Here is a 17,487-nt window from a genome sequence, read left to right as displayed (position 1 = left end):
GCCGTGCCGACGCGAGAACGTCTGTCGCACCTCTCCTACCGTCCGGCGCCGGGCGAGATCCCCACCAATCCGGGGGTCTACCGGTTCCGCGATGCGGAGGGGCGCGTGCTGTACGTCGGCAAGGCGAAGAACCTCCGCGCGCGGCTGTCGAACTACTTCGCGCCGCTGCATTCCCTGCACGAGCGGACCCGCCGCATGGTGACGACGGCCGCGTCGGTCGAGTGGACCGTCGTGGCCAGCGACGTCGACTCGCTGCAGCTGGAGTACATGTGGATCAAGGAGTTCGATCCGCCGTTCAACGTCAAGTACCGCGACGACAAGTCCTACCCCTTCATGGCGATCACCCTCGGCGACGAGGCGCCGCGGGTCATCGTGACGCGTAACCCCAAGATCCGGGGGGCCAAGTACTTCGGGCCGTACCCGAAGGTCTGGGCGGTGCACGACACGATCGACCTGATGATCAAGGTCTTCCCCATCCGCACCTGCAGCGACTCCTCCTACAAGAAGGCGATGCAGTCCGGGCGGCCGTGCTTCCCGGGCCAGATCGGCCGCTGCGGTGGACCGTGCTCGATGAAGGTCACGATCGAGGAGCACCGCGCGGTCGTCGACGACTTCGTCGCGTTCATGGCGGGGGGCGACCAGCGCTTCGCCAAGGCCCTCACCGCGCGCATGCACGAGGCGTCGGCCGCGATGGACTACGAGGCGGCCGCCCGCTACCGCGACAAGCTGCAGGCGATCGACGCCGTCCTGGGCCGGAGCGCGCTCGTCCTGGCCTCCGACACCGACGCCGACCTCTTCGGCATCGCCGAGGACGAGCTCGCCGCGACGGTGCAGCACTTCGTCGTCCGCGGGGGCCGCGTCCGCGGGGTGCGGGCGACGACCATCGAGAAGGAGATCGACATCTCCGGCGCCGACCTCGTCGATCAGGTGCTGCAGCGCACCTACGGGGATGCCGCGGCCTCCGACATCCCGCGGCAGGTGCTCGTCCCCGAGCTCCCCGACGACGCCGAGCAGCTCGAGGCCTGGCTGCGGGAGCGCCGCGGCCGTCCCGTCTCGCTGCAGGTCGCCCAGCGCGGCCGCAAGGCGGACCTGCTCAAGACGGCGACGCTCAACGCGCAGCAGGCGCTCATGCTCCACAAGACCCGTCGCACCAGCGACTACGTCGCCCGGTCGCAGGCCCTCACCGACCTGCAGGAGGCGCTCGGTCTCGCCGAGGCGCCGCTGCGCATCGAGTGCTACGACGTCTCCCATCTCGCGGGCACCAACGTCGTGGCATCCATGGTCGTGTTCGAGGACGGTCTGCCGCGCAAGGACCAGTACCGCTCGTTCGGCGTGGCCGAGACGACCGACGACACGGACTCGCTCTACCAGGTGCTCACCCGTCGGCTGGCGTACCTCGACCGGCCGGATGAGGAGGACGAGCCCGAGACCATCCACGGCGCCATCGTCGCCGACCCCGAGAGCGACGCGGCCACCGCCGACGGCGACGTCGTCACGACCCGCAAGCGTCCCCGCTTCGCGTACCGTCCGCAGCTGCTCGTCGTCGACGGCGGGCAGCCGCAGGTGGCCGCCGCCGCCCGCGCCCTCGCCGACGCGGGACACGAGGAGATCGCCCTCTGCGGCATCGCGAAGCGCCTCGAGGAGGTCTGGCTCCCGGGGGAGGAGTACCCCGTCATCCTGCCGCGCACGTCGGAGGCGCTATACCTGCTGCAACGCCTCCGCGACGAGGCGCACCGGTTCGCCATCACCCACCAGCGCAAGAAGCGCAAGCGCGACATCTCCAGCGTGCTGGCGGAGGTGCCCGGCCTCGGCGACGCCCGCATCAAGGCGCTGCTGCGCCACTTCGGCTCGGTCACGGCGCTGAAGAACGCCGCACCCGAGGAGATCACGGCCCTGCCCGGCATCGGACCGAAGCTCGCCGAGTCGATTCACGAGCGTCTGTCTCGGTAGGCTGACACGGCGCGGACACGCGCGACGGGCACTCCGACGACGGGAACGGCGCACGCGGCGCCGCGCACCCGACGGAGCGCCGAGCGGGCGCACTCGACCAGAGGAGCGGAACCATGGAGTCGGCGAACGACGACCCCGGCGAGGTGCTGATCGTCACGGGCATGTCGGGGGCCGGCCGGTCCACCGTCGCCAACGCCCTCGAGGACCTCGACTGGTACGTGGTCGACAACCTCCCGCCGCGCATGCTGCGCCCGCTGCTCGAGCTGTCCGAGATGGCGGCCGGGGCGGTGCCGCGCGTCGCCGTCGTCGTCGACGTCCGCGGGCGGACCCTCTTCGGCGACCTCCCCGAGGCGGTGCGGACCCTGCAGGGCGGTCGGCAGGTGCGCGTGGTGTTCCTGGATGCCGCCGACGACGTGCTCGTGCGACGCTTCGAGGCCGTGCGTCGCCCGCACCCGCTGCAGGGCGAGGGCACGATCCTGGACGGCATCCGACGCGAGCGCGAACGGCTCGCGCCGCTCCGCGAGGCGGCGGACGTCGTGATCGACACGTCCACCTCGAACGTGCACCAGCTGTCGCTGCGCACCGTGGCGCTCTTCGGCGACGAGGGCGCGGCGCGCCACACCGTCACCATGATGAGCTTCGGCTTCAAGTACGGGCTGCCGCCGGACGTCGACCTCGTGGCCGACATGCGCTTCCTGCCGAACCCCTTCTGGAGCGAGGACCTGCGCCCGCTCACGGGGGAGGACCCGCGCGTCCGCGAGTACGTGCTGGGGCAGGAGGGCGCGGAGGCGTTCCTCGAGGCGTATGCGGCGGCGCTGCGTCCCGTGCTCGAGGGGTACCAGCGCGAGAACAAGCGCCATTCGGTCATCGCGATCGGCTGCACGGGGGGCAAGCACCGCTCCGTCGTGATGACGCGGGAACTGGCCGCGCGACTGGAGGACGTGCCGGGCGTGGCCGTGCGGGTGGCTCACCGGGACCTCGGTCGCGAGTAGGCTGTACCCTTGCCCCCGCACCCCCCGACCCGAGGAGTACCGTGCCCCTGACCGCCGACGTGAAGGCCGAGCTGACCACCGTACGCGACCCGCGTCCGACGGCCCGCGTGGCGGAGCTGACCGCGATCCTGCGCTTCTCGGGGGGCCTGCACTCCATCGCCAACCGCGTCGCCGTCGAGGCCGAGCTGGACTCCGACATCCTCGCGCGCCGCGTCGCCCGCGACCTCATGGAGCTCTACGGCGTCCGTCCCGAGCTGCACCACGTGCAGGGGTCGGGCGGACGCACCGGCGGCCACTACGCCGTCCGCGTCATCGAGGCGGGGGAGACCCTGGCCCGCCAGACCGGTCTGCTCGACCAGCGTCGCCGTCCCGTCCGCGGCCTGCCGAACAAGCTGACCACCGGCTCCCGCCCCGACCTCGCCGCCATCTGGCGCGGCGCGTTCCTCGCGACCGGCTCCCTCAGCGACCCGGGCCGCTCGGCCGCGCTCGAGATCTCCTGCCCGTCGTCCGAGGCGGCGATGGCCCTCGTCGGCGCCGGCCACCGCATCGGCATCCCGGCCAAGGCCCGCGAGGTGCGCGGCGTCCCGCGCGTCGTGGTCCGCGACGGCGAGGCCATCCGCGGCGCCCTGTACGAGATGGGCGCCCGTCGCACCGCCGGCGAGTGGGACCAGATGCGTCAGCGCCGCGAGGTGCGGGCGGGCGTGAACCGCCTCGTCAACTTCGACGACGCGAACCTGCGCCGCTCCGCCCAGGCCGCCGTCGCCGCGTGCGCGCGCGTCGAGCGGGCGCTGGAGATCCTCGGCGACGACGTCCCCGACCACCTGCAGCAGGCCGGCGCGCTGCGCCTGGCGCACCGCGACGCGAGCCTCGACGAGCTCGGCCACCACGCCGACCCGCCCCTGACCAAGGACGCCGTGGCCGGACGCATCCGCCGACTCCTGGCGATGGCCGACAAGAAGGCGGAGGTCGAGGGCATCCCCGGCACCGAGGCGGCCGTCCCCGTCGGCGCCTCCGACTGACCCGGCCCTCCCCGAATGGATGCCTCCCGCCCGAGGCATCCATTCGTCGTTAACCACCGTCATGCGGGGAAGCAACCCCGTGGTCGGTGCGTTGGCCCTCACTAGGATGAACACGTCACCCTCGCTGCGCCGAGGTCTCGGTGCAGCGCCGATTCGGAAGTAGAGAACATGGCGAAGTACACGCTGCCCGAACTGCCCTACGACTACTCCGCGCTGGAGCCGCACATCAGCGCGACCATCATGGAGCTGCACCACAGCAAGCACCACCAGACGTACGTCAACGGGGCGAACACCACCCTCGACCTCCTCGCCGAGGCCCGCGAGAAGAACGATTTCGCCAACATCAACCGCCTGCAGAAGGACCTCGCGTTCAACCTCGGCGGTCACACCAACCACTCGATCTTCTGGACGAACCTCTCGCCCAACGGCGGCGACAAGCCGACCGGCGACCTCGAGTCGGCCATCGACGACCAGTTCGGCTCGTTCGACGCGTTCCGCGCGCAGTTCACCGCCGCCGCGCTCGGCGTCCAGGGCTCCGGCTGGGCCGGCCTGTTCTGGGACTCGATCGGCGAGAACCTGGTCATCCAGCAGTTCTTCGACCAGCAGGGTCAGATCGTCGCGGGCACCGTTCCGCTGCTCCTCCTGGACGTCTGGGAGCACGCCTACTACCTCGACTACAAGAACGTCCGCGCCGACTACGTGAAGGCGTTCTGGAACATCGCGAACTGGGCCGACGCGCAGGAGCGCTTCGCCGCCGCCCGCGAGAAGACGTCGGGTCTGCTGGTACTGTCGTAAACGGCTGGGCGTCCCGGTGGACACCCCGCCGGGACGCCGTTCCCTCCCGCGAATATCGCACTCTCGCGCACTCTCGCGCATGACTGATTCAGGAGAAATTCCGTGACCGTCAAGATCGGAATCAACGGCTTCGGCCGTATCGGACGCAATTACCTCCGCGCGGCTCTCGCGCAGGGTGCTGACCTCGACATCGTCGCGGTCAACGACCTCACCGACAACAAGACGCTGGCCCACCTGCTGAAGTACGACTCCATCACGGGTCGTCTCGACCAGGAGGTCTCGTACGACGAGGACTCGATCACCGTCGGTGGCAAGACCATCAAGGTCTTCGAGGAGCGCGACCCCGCCAACCTCCCCTGGGGCGAGCTGGGCGTCGACATCGTCATCGAGTCGACCGGTCGTTTCACCAAGGCCGAGGACGCGAAGAAGCACATCGCCGGCGGCGCCAAGAAGGTGCTCATCTCGGCCCCCGCGACCGGTGACGACGCCACCATCGTCATGGGCGTGAACGAGGACACGTACAATCCCGAGACCGACGTCATCATCTCGAACGCGTCGTGCACCACCAACTGCCTCGCGCCCCTGGCCAAGGTCTTCAACGACGCCTTCGGCATCGAGCGCGGTCTGATGACCACGGTCCACGCGTACACCGCCGACCAGAACCTGCAGGACGGCCCGCACAGCGACCTGCGCCGTGCCCGCGCCGCCGCGGTCAACATCGTCCCCACCTCGACCGGTGCGGCCAAGGCCATCGGCCTCGTCCTGCCCGAGCTCAAGGGCAAGCTCGACGGCTTCGCGCTGCGCGTGCCGATCCCCACCGGCTCGATCACCGACCTGACGGTCGAGGCCTCGCGCGAGGTCACCCTCGACGAGGTCAAGGCCGCGTACAAGGCCGCCGCAGAGGGCCCGCTCAAGGGCATCCTCAAGTACACCGAGGACGAGATCGTCTCGAGCGACATCGTCACCGACCCGCACTCGTCGATCTTCGACGCCGGTCTGCTGCGCGTCATCGGCAACCAGGTGAAGCTGTCGTCCTGGTACGACAACGAGTGGGGCTACTCGAACCGCCTCGTCGACCTCACCGAGTACGTCGCCGAGCGCCTGTAACCCTTCATGGCTCTGCGCACCCTCGATTCGCTGGGGTCGCTCGCCGGCACGCGTGTCATCGTCCGTTGTGATCTCAACGTCCCCCTGAAGGACGGGATCATCACGGACGATGGCCGCGTGCGCGCGTCGCTGCCGACCCTCAACGCACTGATCAACGCCGGCGCGCGTGTGGTCGTGTGCTCGCACCTGGGCCGCCCCGACGGGGCGCCCGACCCGAAGTACTCCCTCGAGCCGGTCGCGCAGCGCCTCTCCGAGCTCCTCGGCCAGCCGGTCGCGTTCGCGCGCGACACGGTCGGCGAGTCGGCCCGCGACGCGGTCGCGGCGCTGGAGGACGGCGAGATCGCCGTCATCGAGAACCTCCGCTTCAACGCGGGGGAGACCTCGAAGGACCAGGCCGAGCGCCAGGCGTTCGCCCGCGAGCTCGCGGCCCTCGGCGACGCGCTCGTGTCCGACGGCTTCGGTGTCGTGCACCGCAAGCAGGCCAGCGTCTACGACCTCGCGCAGATCGTGCCGTCGGCCGCGGGCCTCCTCATCCAGAAGGAGCTCGAAGTCCTCGACCGCCTGACCGAGAACCCCGAGCGGCCGTACACGGTCGTCCTCGGCGGCTCCAAGGTCAGCGACAAGCTGGGCGTCATCGAGCACCTGCTCCCGCGCGTAGACAAGCTCCTCGTCGGCGGCGGCATGATGTTCACCTTCCTCGTGGCCGAGGGTCACAAGGTGGGTGCGAGCCTGCTGGAGCAGGATCAGATCGACACCGTGAAGGGCTACATCGCCACGGCGAAGGAGCGCGGCGTCGAGATCGTCCTCCCGGTCGACGCGGTCGTCGCGGCCTCGTTCTCGGCGGACGCCGAGCACATCGTCGCCGACGCCGATGCCCTCGAGGACACCCCCTTCGGCGCGTCCGGCCTCGGCCTGGACATCGGCCCCCGCACCGCGGAGCAGTTCGCCGAGGCCATCCGCGGCTCGCGGACGGTCTTCTGGAACGGCCCGATGGGCGTGTTCGAGATGGAGGCCTTCGCGGCCGGCACCAAGACGGTGGCGCAGGCGCTGACCGAGGTCGACGGCCTGAGTGTCGTGGGCGGCGGCGACTCCGCGGCGGCCGTGCGCCAGCTCGGCTTCGCGGACGACGCCTTCGGTCACATCTCGACCGGCGGCGGCGCGAGCCTGGAGTTCCTCGAAGGCAAGAAGCTCCCCGGACTGGAGGTCCTCGGATGGCAGTGACCAGAACCCCCCTCATCGCCGGCAACTGGAAGATGAACCTCGACCACCTGCAGGCGGTCGCGTTCGTCCAGAAGCTGCACTGGACGCTGAAGGAGGCCCAGCACGACGTCGACAGCGTCGAGGTCGCGGTCTTCCCGCCGTTCACCGACCTGCGCACCGTCCAGACGCTGGTCGACGCGGACAAGATCCCGTTCGCCCTCGGCGGTCAGGACCTGTCGGCGCACGACTCCGGCGCCTACACCGGTGAGATCTCGGGTCAGTTCCTGGCCAAGCTCGACGCCCGGTACGTCATCATCGGGCACTCCGAGCGTCGTCAGTTCCACCACGAGACCGACGAGGTCGTCGCCGCCAAGACCCAGGCGGCCCTCCGTCACGGTCTGGTGCCGGTGATCTGCGTCGGCGAGACCTCGGAGGACCTCGAGAAGTTCGGCGCCAGCGCCGTGCCCGTGGGTCAGCTCGAGGTCGCGCTCGAGGGCGTGGCATCCGATGCCGACGTCGTCGTGGCGTACGAGCCGGTCTGGGCCATCGGCTCGGGTCAGGCGGCCACGCCGGACCAGGCGCAGGAGGTCTGCGCGAAGCTCCGCGCCGTCGTCGCCGACAAGCTCGGCGCCGACGCGGCCGCGCGCACGCGCGTCCTCTACGGCGGATCGGTGAAGTCGGGCAACATCGCCGGCTTCATGCGGGAGCCCGACGTCGACGGCGCGCTCGTCGGCGGCGCGAGCCTCGTGGTCGACGAGTTCGCCGCGATCATCCGCTACCAGAAGCACGTCCGGGTCTGACCGATCCCGATCCGGAACGCCCGCGGCGTCGCGCCGCGGGCGTTCCTGTGCATCCCCCGTATACTTGACGCTTGTGCGGTTCCGACGGAACCGCTGCGAAAGGCTTCGAAGTGCAGATTCTCGAGTTCGTGCTGCAGGTGTTCCTCGGCATCACCAGCCTGCTGCTGACCCTGCTCATCCTGCTCCACAAGGGGCGCGGCGGCGGTCTGTCCGACATGTTCGGCGGCGGCATGACCTCGGCCCTCGGGTCGTCCGGTCTCGCCGAGCGCAACCTCAACCGGTTCACGATCGTGCTCGCGTTGGTGTGGTTCACCACCATCGTCGGCCTCGGCCTCATCACCAAGTTCGCGGGGATCTGACATGGCTACTGGTGGCAACGCGATCCGCGGCACCCGCGTCGGTGCCGGTCCGATGGGCGAGCAGGACCACGGCTTCCACGCCGACCGGGTCGCCGTGTCGTACTGGGACGCCCTCGGCAACGAGACCGTCCGCTACTTCGCCGCCGGCATCCCCGACGACGAGATCCCCGAGACGATCGACTCGCCGCACTCGGGCCTTCCGGCCGGGCGCGACAAGAACAACCCGCCGGCGCTGTCCAAGACCGAGCCGTACAAGACGCACCTTGCGTACGTGAAGGAGCGTCGCACGGACGAGGAGGCGGCGTCCCTGCTGGACGACGCCCTGCAGCAGCTGCGCGAGCGCCGCGGCCAGTAAGACCTATCTCGAAGGGGCTGGATGCCATGGCATCCAGCCCCTTCGCCGTCCCCGGCGTCAGCGCACCGGGGTCCGGGTGACGACACGGGTCCACGGACCGGGCGGGACGTCGCGCTCGTCGACGAACGCCCAGTCCACCCGGTCGTCCTCGCCGTTCAGCTCCGCGAAACCGAGGCAGCCGTTCACCGCGGGGGAGACGTCCAGGCCCGCGCCGTTGTAGCGCGCGTTGGCGGGGCGGCGGTCGTCGTCGCCGAAGACGTAGGCCGCGTCGCGGTACTCGCCGGGGCCGGCATCCTGGATCTGCGCGTAGCAGAGCCGACCGTCCTTGTGCAGCGCCACCCAGCGGTTCTTCATAAGGCTGACGGAGCGGTCGTCGACGTCGTCCGCGTACGCGGGCTCACCCGCCCAGGGGACGACGTCGCCACGCGCAGCGAACGCCTCGTCGTCGTTGACGTCGTCGAACGGCAGGTCGAGGTAGAACGGGTTCTCGCGCGGGGTCATGCGGGTGGGGAAGAAGCCGTCCTCGGCGGTGCGCGGCTCCGTGCGGCACTCCCCGTCGACCTCGACGCCGTCGCAGCCGCCGTAGGAGCCGAGCCAGTCCCTGTCGTACGCGGAGATGCGCTGGCTGCCGTCGTCGGCCGCCGGGTCGAACACCTCGCCGACCCAGAAGGTGGTGGCCACGATGTCCGTGTGCCAGGGGTAGCCCGTGTCGGGGAGGTCCCGCGGCGTCGCCCCGCACCCGGACGCCGGAACGGCGGCGAGCATCACCAGGGATGCCGCCGCCGTCCGGGCGAGTCGCCTCCTCACTCGGTCAGGTCGCTCTCGGTGGGTCGGAAGACCTCCACCTGCGTGCTCGGGGCCGGCGCCGCCGTCCGGGCCTGCGGCGCCGTCTGCGTGGCGGCGACGACGGGGGGCGCGCCCGCGCTGTCGTAGAGGGCCAGGTCGTCCGTGCGCAGCGTGCCGTTGCCGAAGATGGTGAGCGCGAAGCTGATCCCCGTCGAGCCGGACGGGATCGCCGGTGTGGTCCAGTCCGCCTGGCTCCAGCCCGCCGACGCGGCGAACCAGGGGCTCGACGTCCAGTACGACCACGCACCGGTGCTCGACCGCAGGTACACCGCGAATTGCGTCACCCCGCTGGACTGGTACCAGCTGCGCAGGGCGTACGTCCGGCCGGCGGTGACGGTGGGGGAGCACTGCCCCAGGTCGAACTGCGGCAGCAGCTTGGCGTCCCCGTCGGCGTACCCCGTCATGGTGATGCCGCTGGCGACGCTGCCGCCGTGGGCGGGCGCCCCGGTGGAGAAGGCGGGGGAGTTCGACCCGTAGCCGCCGCGCATCCAGCAGCTCGGCTGCCCGTCGGCGCCGAGCGTCTCCAGGCCGGGGTTGACGACGCCGTTGGTCGATCCGGTCGGGGCGGGCACGGCCGGCCCGTCGACGAGCGGCTTCGCGGCCCCGCCGACGACGTCGCCGACGGTCCGCACCACGGTGCCCGCCGCTTGACGGCCCTTCAACCACGCCGCGAACTGGGCGAACACGGTCGGGGTGACGGCCAGGTCGCTGCAGGCGTTCGCGCAGACGTCGTGGAAGGTGTACTGCACCCAGCCGCCGCCGTTGCGCTCGGCGTTCAGCACACCCTGCTTCAGGTCGGCGAGGGTCCAGGTCTTGTCGACCTGATCCAGGGCGCGGAGCGCGCGAGGATCGGCCGGCGGGATCGATTCCGCGTAGCTGCACTGGTCGCAGCCGAACCGGCTGCGGATGTCGCCGAGCAGCCGTCCGCTGCTGTAGCCGCAATCGGCCACCGCCTGCTCGACCTGCGGCGTGCTCGAGGCGAAGGGGTAGGCGAAGCTGCGGACCGTGAACCCCCACGATGCGAGGTTCTTGCGGTCGGTGCAGATCTGCCGTCTCGCCTCGTCGACGCTGATCTGGGCGAGGTCGGGGTGGTTGACGGTGTGGCCGCCGATCTCGTGCCCGGCGTTCTTCAACCCGGTCAGGTCCGCGCGGGTCATGTACCCGGCGGCGCCGATGAAGCCCGAGGGGACGTAGAACGTCGCCTTCAGCCCGGTGGTCCGCAGGGCGGGCAGGGCGTTCAGCTGCGAGGCGTTGCCATCGTCGAACGTGAGACTGACGACGGTCCGCGTCGCCGCCGCGGCGGGCTCGGGGGCGAGGACGGTGAGCCCGCCGACGCTCAGGGCGAGCGCGGCGATGGCGGCCAGCGCCGCGGCGAGCCGGGCGCGGGGCGAACGGGACGCGGCGAGCCGGGCCCGGGGGGAACGCTGTTTCATCAGATCACTCCCCGGAACGCGCCGGCGCCGGCCAACGGCATGGCATCCGATCCGAGCCGTTCCCGCGAGAGCAGGTCGGCGGCGACGCGCATGATCGTCGTCGTGAGGGACGTGTGCGGCTCGTACCCCACGAGCGCGTGCGCCTTGCTGTTGTCGGGCACGCGGCGGCGCATGTCCTCGAAACCGGGCGCGTAGGCCTGTGCATACGGGATGAGCGAGATCTCGCTGCGGCTGTCGAGCGTGCGGACGATCTCCTGCGCCAGGTCGAGGATCGAGATCTCCCGCGCCCCGCCGAGGTTGTACGCCTCACCGCGGGCGCGGGGGTCGCGCTCGATCCGGACCATCGCCGGCACGACGTCCTCGACGGCCGAGAAGCAGCGGGTCTGGCGTCCGTCCCCGAACACCGTCAGCGGCTGACCGCGCAGGGCCTGTCCGACGAGGTTCGGGAAGACCATGCCGTAGCGGCCGGTCTGCCGCGGCCCGACCGTGTTGAAAAGGCGGACGATCGACACGTCGAGGTCCTCCTGGTCGCAGTACGCCTTCGCGAAGGCCTCGTCGATGCCCTTGGCGCCGGCGTACGTCCACCGCGACAGCAGCGGGTCCCCGAGGATCCGGTCCGAGTCCTCGCGCAGGCGGTCCGCGGTGTTCTTGCCGTAGACCTCGCTCGTGGACACCAGGAGGACCGACGCTTCCTGCTCGATCGCGGCGGTCAGCACGTTCTCGGTGCCGTGGATGTTGATGCGCAGGCCGCGCAGCGGCTGCTCGACGATGAGCTTCACGCCCACGGCGGCGGCGAGGTGGAACACGCGGTCGCACGTCGCCATCGCCGAGCGCACGGTCTGCGGGTTCAGGATCGACCCGTGGATCATCTGCAGTCGGGGGTGGTCGGCGACCGCGGCCAGGTTGCGCGCGGACCCGGTGGACAGGTCGTCGAGGACGACGACGTCGTCGCCCAGGTGCAGCAGGTGCTCGACGAGGTGACTGCCGACGAAGCCGGCGCCTCCGGTGACGAGGGTTCTCATGCGGATCTCCTCCGAGGTGGGGATGGGCGCGGTGGCGGGAGCCGGGTCCGCGTCGGGGGGAAGGACGTCGTCGGTCACAGCAGCACCCGTCCCACGAGGTCGTCGCTGCGGTACGTGCCGTCGAGGACGACGGCGTCGGCCTCGATCCAGGTGAGGTCGGCGTCCTGATGGCGGGTGTGCACGAGCACGACGTCCGGGTGGAAGACGCCCGGGTCGGCGAGGGAGTCCCGGGCGCGGCCGGAGGCGAGATCGACATGCGGGGCGTGGGTGTCGACGTACTGCACCTCCGCGCCGAGGTCGAGGAGGCCGTCGATGATCTCCAGCGCGGGCGACTCGCGCAGGTCGGCCACGTCGGGCTTGTAGGTCACCCCGACGACGAGCACCCGCGCGCCGAGCGTGCCCTTGCCCGCCCGCCCGAGGACGTCCCGGACCCGGTCGACCACGCGGCCGGGCCGGGCGGCGATGCGGGTCATGGCCTGCGTGATGACGCCCGCGTCGACGCGCAGCGCGCGCAGCTGCCACAGCAGGTAGTGCGGGTCGCACGGGATGCAGTGCCCGCCAACCCCCGGGCCGGGATAGAACGCCATGAACCCGTACGGCTTCGTGCTCGCCGCCTCGATCACCTCGGTGATGGGCACGTCCAGCGCGCCGCAGATGTCGGCGAACTCGTTGGCGAGCGCGATGTTCACGGCGCGGAAGGTGTTCTCGAGCAGCTTGGTCATCTCGGCCGTCGCGAGGCTCGACACGCGGTGCACCCGGGCGGCGTACCGCGACAGCAGTCTGGCCCCCTCCTCCTCGCACTGCGGCGTGGCACCGCCGACCACGCGGGGCACGGCCTCCTGCGCGATGCCGATGTTGCCGGGGTCGATGCGCTCGGCGCTGAAGGTGACGAACACGTCGCTGCCGATGTGCAGCCCGCGGGCACGCAGCGGCTCCTCGACGAGGTCGTGGGTGCAGCCGACGTAGGTGGTCGAGGTCAGCATGATGAGCTGACCGGGACGGGCGGCGGCGACGACGGTGGCGCACGCCGCCCGCAGCGGCACGAGGTCGGGCACCTGCTGGTGGTCGACGGGGGTGGGGACGCAGACGATGACGGCCGCGGCGCGCGACAGCTCCGTCGCGTCGGTGGTCAGGCGGAACCCCTTGGGGGTGCGGAGCGCGTCCTCGAGCCGGCCCCGGTCGGAGTCGATGAGGTCGGCCGCCCGCGACGCGATGACCCGGAGCCGCTTCGGGGAGGCGTCCAGCGCGAGCACACGCGACCCCGCCGCGAAGTACGCGAGGGCGGTCGGGAGCCCGACGTAGCCGAGGCCGACGATCGCGACGTCGAAGTCGAACGCCTCGCGGACGGTCAGGGTGGGCGGCAGGGCGTCGATCGACACGTCGGCGCGGACATCGAGAGTGGACATGCTCATCCTTCAGGCGGGGTCCGAGGGAGCGCGGGGGAAAGCAGCGCCCCCTCGGACGATCGGGTGGTATGCGGCGGGGCCGTCCGATTCGGGTGACGGCCCGCCGCTCACATTGATCCCGTCAGCGGCCGGCGGTCAACGTCCGCCGGCACATCGTGCGGGTTGCCGAAGACCGCATCCGGACGTGCGTGAAACCGCAACCGCCTCTGTGGTCGCGCGGCGCCGGGCGTCGCGTACCGTCGTCGTGATCGGAAGGGAGGGATGCCATGACCGCCGGCCTCGCCCTGCTCGTCGCGGTCTGCACGGTCGGCGTGTCGACGCTGGTGTGGGGCGTCGCCGCCGTGTGCCGGCTGCTGCGCGAGAGGCGGGAGCCGGGGCTGCTCACCCCGTCGATGTACTACCGCGCCGACGAGGTCGCGATCCTCATCGCGGCGCACGACGAGGAGCTGGTCATCGCCGACGCCGTCGCCGCCGCCCGTCGTCTGGTGCCCGCCCGGAACGTGTTCGTCGTGTCGGACGGCTCGAACGATGCGACGGTCGAGGTCGCCCGCGCGGCGGGGGCGACCGCGTGGGATCTCTTCCCCAACCGCGGCAAGGCCGGCGCCATCCGCGCGGGCCTGCAGCAGTTCCGCATCGCCGAGCGCTTCCCGCTGCTCATGCTGCTGGACGCCGACTCCCGGCCCCGCCCCGACTACCTGCGGACCGGGCTGCCGCTGTTCACCGACGACGGCGTCGTGGCCGTGGCGGGGCGCGCGACCACCGCGGCCGACGCTCCCGCCACCCGCATGGGCGCGTTCCTCACGGCGTACCGCGAGCGCACGTACGTCTGCACCCAGTATCTGCACAAGTTCGGCCAGGCGGCCCGGGCGACGGATGCCGTGGCTATCGTGCCCGGGTTCGCGAGCCTGTACCGCACCGACATCCTGGACCGCGTGGACATCGACGCGCCGGGCCTGTCCATCGAGGACTTCAACATGACGTTCGAGGTGCACGCCAAGCGCCTCGGCCGGATCGCCTTCCACCCGGAGTGCGCGATCGCGGAGACCCAGGACCCCGCGGTCCTCCGCGACTACTCGGCGCAGGTGCGCCGCTGGAGCCTGGGGTTCTGGCAGACCGTGCGGCGTCACGGGCTCCGCCGCGGGGTGTTCTGGGCGTCCGTGGGCGTGTTCGCCGTCGAGACCGTCGTCTCCAGCGTCGTGCTGGCAGCCGTGCTCCCCGTGATCGCGTTCGACGCTCTCGCCGCCCTCGCGGCGGCGATGCTGCCGGGCGCGGCGGGAGCGGGGGCGGCGGCCGTCGCAGCGGTGATCCCGTCGGGGGCGCTCGCCGGGGGCTTCGTGCTCGTCGACCTCACGATGACCGGTTTCGTCTGCGTCCTCGCGCGCGAGCGGCCGCGGCCGTCGATGCTGCTCTATCCCGCGATGCGGGTGTGGGATGCGGTGCTGTGCCTCCGGGCGCTGGTCACGGCGCTGGGGCGTCCTTCCGACGGCCGGTGGCGGAGCCCCGACCGGCGCGCCCCCGTCGCGGACGCCGCGCCGGCCCCGCCGCCGTCCGGCGGCCCGGTGCCATCGCCCGCCGTACCGGCCGCACCGTCGCCGTCCGCGCCGTCGCCCGCCCTACCGTCGCCCGCCGTGCCGACCCGCTGACGCCGCGCCCGATCACTCCTCGGCGGCCGTGCGGCCCACCCGCGACACGAGCTGCACCCGTGACGACACCCCCAGCTTGCGGTAGATGTTCGTCAGCCGCAGCTCGACGGTCCGCAGCGACACGAAGAGCGTCGAGGCGATCTCGCGGTTGCGCATGCCGCGGCCGACGAGGATGACGACCTCCTGCTCCTGCGCGGTGAGGCTGCGCGTGTGCGGCGCCCGGGCGGCGGGCGCGGGCCGGCGGGACTCGGACGGCAGGCAGCGCTCCCGCGCGGCGATCAGGCGCAGGTGCTCGTCGGGCGCGTCGTCCGTGCGGTAGACGTCCTCGGCCTCCCGGAAGGCGGTCGATCCGGCCTCGGCGGAGCGGCAGACGGCACGGGCGCGAGCCACGGCGAGGGTGGTCCACCGGCGGGGGTGGCGGGCGGCATCCCGTTCGAAGCGCGTCAGCTCGACCCGGGCCTCCGCACGGCGGCCGTCGAGCCACAGCGCCTCGATGAGATCCGCGTCCACGCGCACCATCGACGGGTCGTCGCACGGCGACGCGTCGCGGGCGGCCTGCAGCGCGAGCACCGCATCCGCGTACCGCCCGTCGGCCAGTGCCCGGCCGCCGTCGATCACCCCGAAGGCCGGGAGAAGGGCCGGCGTCCCCTCCCGTCGGCACAGCGCCCGCCCGCGCCGGACGAGGCCGTCGACGTCGCCGCCGTCCGGATCGAGCGCGGCGGCCCCCGCCAGCAGCAGCACGCTCGCCGCGTCGGGAGAACGGCCCGGCAGCCACTCGCGCCGCCACGCGGACACGGCGTCGCGGGCGGCGGACGCGTCGCCGGCGCGGACCTCCGTCGACACGAGCCTCGCCAGGACGCGCTCGCGCCAGAGCGGGGGGAGCCGGGGCGTCCGGTCCAGCAGCGCCCATGCCAGGTGGCGCGCGGCGGCGTAGTCCTCGGCCAGCTCGTGGACGGTGATCATGAGGTGCGCCTCCTCGATCGGCGCATCCGGTCCGACCGGGGTGGCGATCGCGGCGGAGCCCGCGGCGTCCGTCGGCGGGGGGAGGCATCCCGTCTCCTCGAGGATGCGGGTCAGGAGTGCGATCTCGAGCGAGGCGACGCCGCGTTCGTGCGCCTCGGCGACGCGTTCGGTGGCCTGGTCGAGCTCGCCCCGGCCGATGCGCAGACCGGCGGCCTCGGCGAGGATCCGCTCGGCGTCCCCCGCGCTGCTGCCGCCGAGGGCGTGGTCGACGACGGTGTCGTCCACCACGTGGTCCACGACGGCCGTCGCCCGGAGCTGAGCGAGCGCCGCGCGGGCGCGGGCGTGCGCGTCGGCCGGGTCGTCGGCGCGCCGCAGGTAGTGCTGGCCGAGGACGAAATGACCGTGCCGCACCAGCGCGTCGCCGAGGTCGACGAGGCACCGGGTCCGCCCGTCCGTGTCCAGACTGTCCCGCAGGCCGCGTTCGGCGAACTCCACCGCGGACGAGGGGTCCCCGAGTCGGGCCAGGTCCGCGGCGGCCTCCAGGAGGGCGACCCCCGCGCCGTCGGCGGGGGCGAGGAAGCTCTCGTGCCACCGGCGGGTCGCGGGGGACGCCACCGTGTGGGCCGACGCCGCCCGGGCGTGCAGACGCCTGCGCTCCTCCGCGGGCAGCGCGGCGTGCAGCCGCAGCCTCTCGGCGGGGTCGGCGATGCGCGCGAGGCCGCCCCGCACCGCGACGACCCCGCTCTCGATGAGGTCGTCGAGCTCGGCGTCCATCGTGCCCGCCTCGTCGCGCAGACGATCGAGGTCGAACACCGGCCCGATCGACAGCAGGTCCATCACGTCGCCCGCGACGCCCGCGGGGGACGACCGTCGTCCGCGGCGCCCGCGCGCCCCCTCGTCGTCGCTCAGGCGGAGGGGCAGGGGGAGGGGCTCCGCGCCGGACGCCTCGTCCGGCGTGAGCCGCACGCGCCCGATCACCCCCGGATTGCCGCCGGTGAAGGCCGCGACGATGTGCAGCACGGCTCGGACCGCTCCCGGGCCGAGCAGCGAGCGGGCGAGGTCGACGGACTCCTCGAACGCCAACGGCGCGATCTCCGCGTGCGCGAGTCCCGTGAAGGCGTGGCGTCCCTCGAGCCGGCCGACGGTGGCCAGCAGGCTGATGCCGGTGCCGCGCAGACGGCCGAAGACGTACGACAGGACCGTGATGCTCGCGGCATCCATGTCGTCGAGGTCGTCGACGACCAGCACGCAGGGCTCGTCGTGGACGAGGTGCAGCGTGCGGCTGAGCTCCTCGGCGAGCAGATGCTCGGGCCAGTCCCGCCCGCGGCCGAGCAGCCCGTCGACGGCCGCCCCGCGTGCGCCGCCGAGCGCCGAGGCCACCGCGGACAGGCCGGAGTACGGCCACAGCCGCTCGTTCGGGCTGGCGACCACGACGACCGTGTCGTGCTCCTCGGCGATCTGCCGCATCAGTGCGGACTTGCCGACGCCGGGCCCTCCCACGAACAGGCACGCGGCCCCCACCCGCGAATCGATGATGCTCTGCGCGATCCAGATCTCTCGTTGACGACCGAAAAATGGCATCCGAACGCTCCCAACT

The 17,487-nt window shown here is 72.1% G+C and carries 15 protein-coding genes; 10 read left to right on the top strand and 5 right to left on the bottom strand.

The annotated features are described in order from the left end of the window. Positions 1–3: 3 nt before the first annotated feature. The 9 genes from uvrC (at position 4) to ACO03V_RS09205 (ending at position 8,577) form a co-directional block, all read left to right on the top strand. The gene (uvrC, locus tag ACO03V_RS09245; protein WP_367727070.1) at positions 4–1,950 is read left to right on the top strand and encodes an excinuclease ABC subunit UvrC; all 1,947 of its coding nucleotides are present in this window, start codon (positions 4–6) and stop codon (positions 1,948–1,950) included. A gap of 113 nt (positions 1,951–2,063) precedes the next feature. Beyond that, entirely contained in the window at positions 2,064–2,942 is an 879-nt protein-coding gene (gene rapZ / locus ACO03V_RS09240) for an RNase adapter RapZ (protein WP_367727069.1), read from the top strand. A gap of 41 nt (positions 2,943–2,983) precedes the next feature. Beyond that, on the top strand, positions 2,984–3,961 hold the full coding sequence (gene whiA / locus ACO03V_RS09235) for a DNA-binding protein WhiA (RefSeq protein ID WP_367727068.1): 978 nt from the start codon (positions 2,984–2,986) through the stop codon (positions 3,959–3,961). Between the two features lie 168 nt (positions 3,962–4,129). Next, positions 4,130–4,756 (top strand): superoxide dismutase, encoded by a 627-nt coding sequence (locus ACO03V_RS09230; protein ID WP_367727067.1) that lies wholly within the window; start codon positions 4,130–4,132, stop codon positions 4,754–4,756. Positions 4,757–4,858: 102 nt separating this feature from the next. Further along, positions 4,859–5,863, top strand: coding sequence for a type I glyceraldehyde-3-phosphate dehydrogenase (gene gap / locus ACO03V_RS09225; protein ID WP_367727066.1), 1,005 nt, complete (start codon positions 4,859–4,861; stop codon positions 5,861–5,863). Positions 5,864–5,869: 6 nt separating this feature from the next. Next, positions 5,870–7,084, top strand: a complete 1,215-nt coding sequence (locus ACO03V_RS09220) for a phosphoglycerate kinase (protein WP_423137380.1) — start codon at positions 5,870–5,872, stop codon at positions 7,082–7,084. Then, the gene (tpiA, locus tag ACO03V_RS09215; RefSeq protein WP_423137379.1) at positions 7,075–7,863 is read left to right on the top strand and encodes a triose-phosphate isomerase; all 789 of its coding nucleotides are present in this window, start codon (positions 7,075–7,077) and stop codon (positions 7,861–7,863) included. The genes ACO03V_RS09220 and tpiA overlap by 10 nt, the downstream gene beginning before the upstream one ends. Before the next feature lie 110 nt (positions 7,864–7,973). Then, positions 7,974–8,222, top strand: coding sequence for a preprotein translocase subunit SecG (secG, locus tag ACO03V_RS09210; RefSeq protein WP_367727062.1), 249 nt, complete (start codon positions 7,974–7,976; stop codon positions 8,220–8,222). Between the two features lies 1 nt (position 8,223). After that, positions 8,224–8,577 carry an RNA polymerase-binding protein RbpA gene (locus tag ACO03V_RS09205; protein WP_138172458.1) on the top strand — a complete coding sequence of 118 codons (354 nt, stop codon included), beginning with the start codon at positions 8,224–8,226 and terminating at the stop codon, positions 8,575–8,577. Positions 8,578–8,634: 57 nt separating this feature from the next. Here the strand turns inward: ACO03V_RS09205 and ACO03V_RS09200 are convergent, their stop codons facing one another. From ACO03V_RS09200 to ACO03V_RS09185, 4 genes are all read right to left on the bottom strand, one after another. Next, positions 8,635–9,384, bottom strand: coding sequence for a hypothetical protein (locus ACO03V_RS09200; RefSeq protein WP_423137378.1), 750 nt, complete (start codon positions 9,382–9,384; stop codon positions 8,635–8,637). After that, positions 9,381–10,856, bottom strand: a complete 1,476-nt coding sequence (locus tag ACO03V_RS09195) for a polysaccharide deacetylase family protein (protein ID WP_423137377.1) — start codon at positions 10,854–10,856, stop codon at positions 9,381–9,383. Before ACO03V_RS09195 ends, ACO03V_RS09200 begins: the two co-directional genes overlap by 4 nt. Continuing rightward, positions 10,856–11,878 (bottom strand): NAD-dependent epimerase/dehydratase family protein, encoded by a 1,023-nt coding sequence (locus ACO03V_RS09190; protein WP_387054546.1) that lies wholly within the window; start codon positions 11,876–11,878, stop codon positions 10,856–10,858. The genes ACO03V_RS09195 and ACO03V_RS09190 overlap by 1 nt, the downstream gene beginning before the upstream one ends. A gap of 74 nt (positions 11,879–11,952) precedes the next feature. Continuing rightward, positions 11,953–13,284: a nucleotide sugar dehydrogenase gene (locus tag ACO03V_RS09185; RefSeq protein ID WP_423137376.1), complete on the bottom strand. Its 1,332-nt coding sequence runs from the start codon at positions 13,282–13,284 to the stop codon at positions 11,953–11,955. Positions 13,285–13,550: 266 nt separating this feature from the next. On the opposite strand from ACO03V_RS09185, the gene ACO03V_RS09180 reads away from it, so the two are divergent. After that, positions 13,551–14,927, top strand: a complete 1,377-nt coding sequence (locus ACO03V_RS09180) for a glycosyltransferase family 2 protein (RefSeq protein ID WP_423137375.1) — start codon at positions 13,551–13,553, stop codon at positions 14,925–14,927. A gap of 12 nt (positions 14,928–14,939) precedes the next feature. Here ACO03V_RS09180 and ACO03V_RS09175 read toward each other — a convergent pair whose 3' ends face one another. Further along, entirely contained in the window at positions 14,940–17,471 is a 2,532-nt protein-coding gene (locus tag ACO03V_RS09175) for a LuxR C-terminal-related transcriptional regulator (RefSeq protein ID WP_423137374.1), read from the bottom strand. Between the last annotated feature and the right edge of the window lie 16 nt (positions 17,472–17,487).

Source organism: Microbacterium sp. HMH0099 (assembly GCF_049384025.1).
Classification (GTDB): Bacteria; Actinomycetota; Actinomycetes; order Actinomycetales; family Microbacteriaceae; genus Microbacterium.
This window is presented reverse-complemented; position numbering and strand designations above follow the sequence as displayed.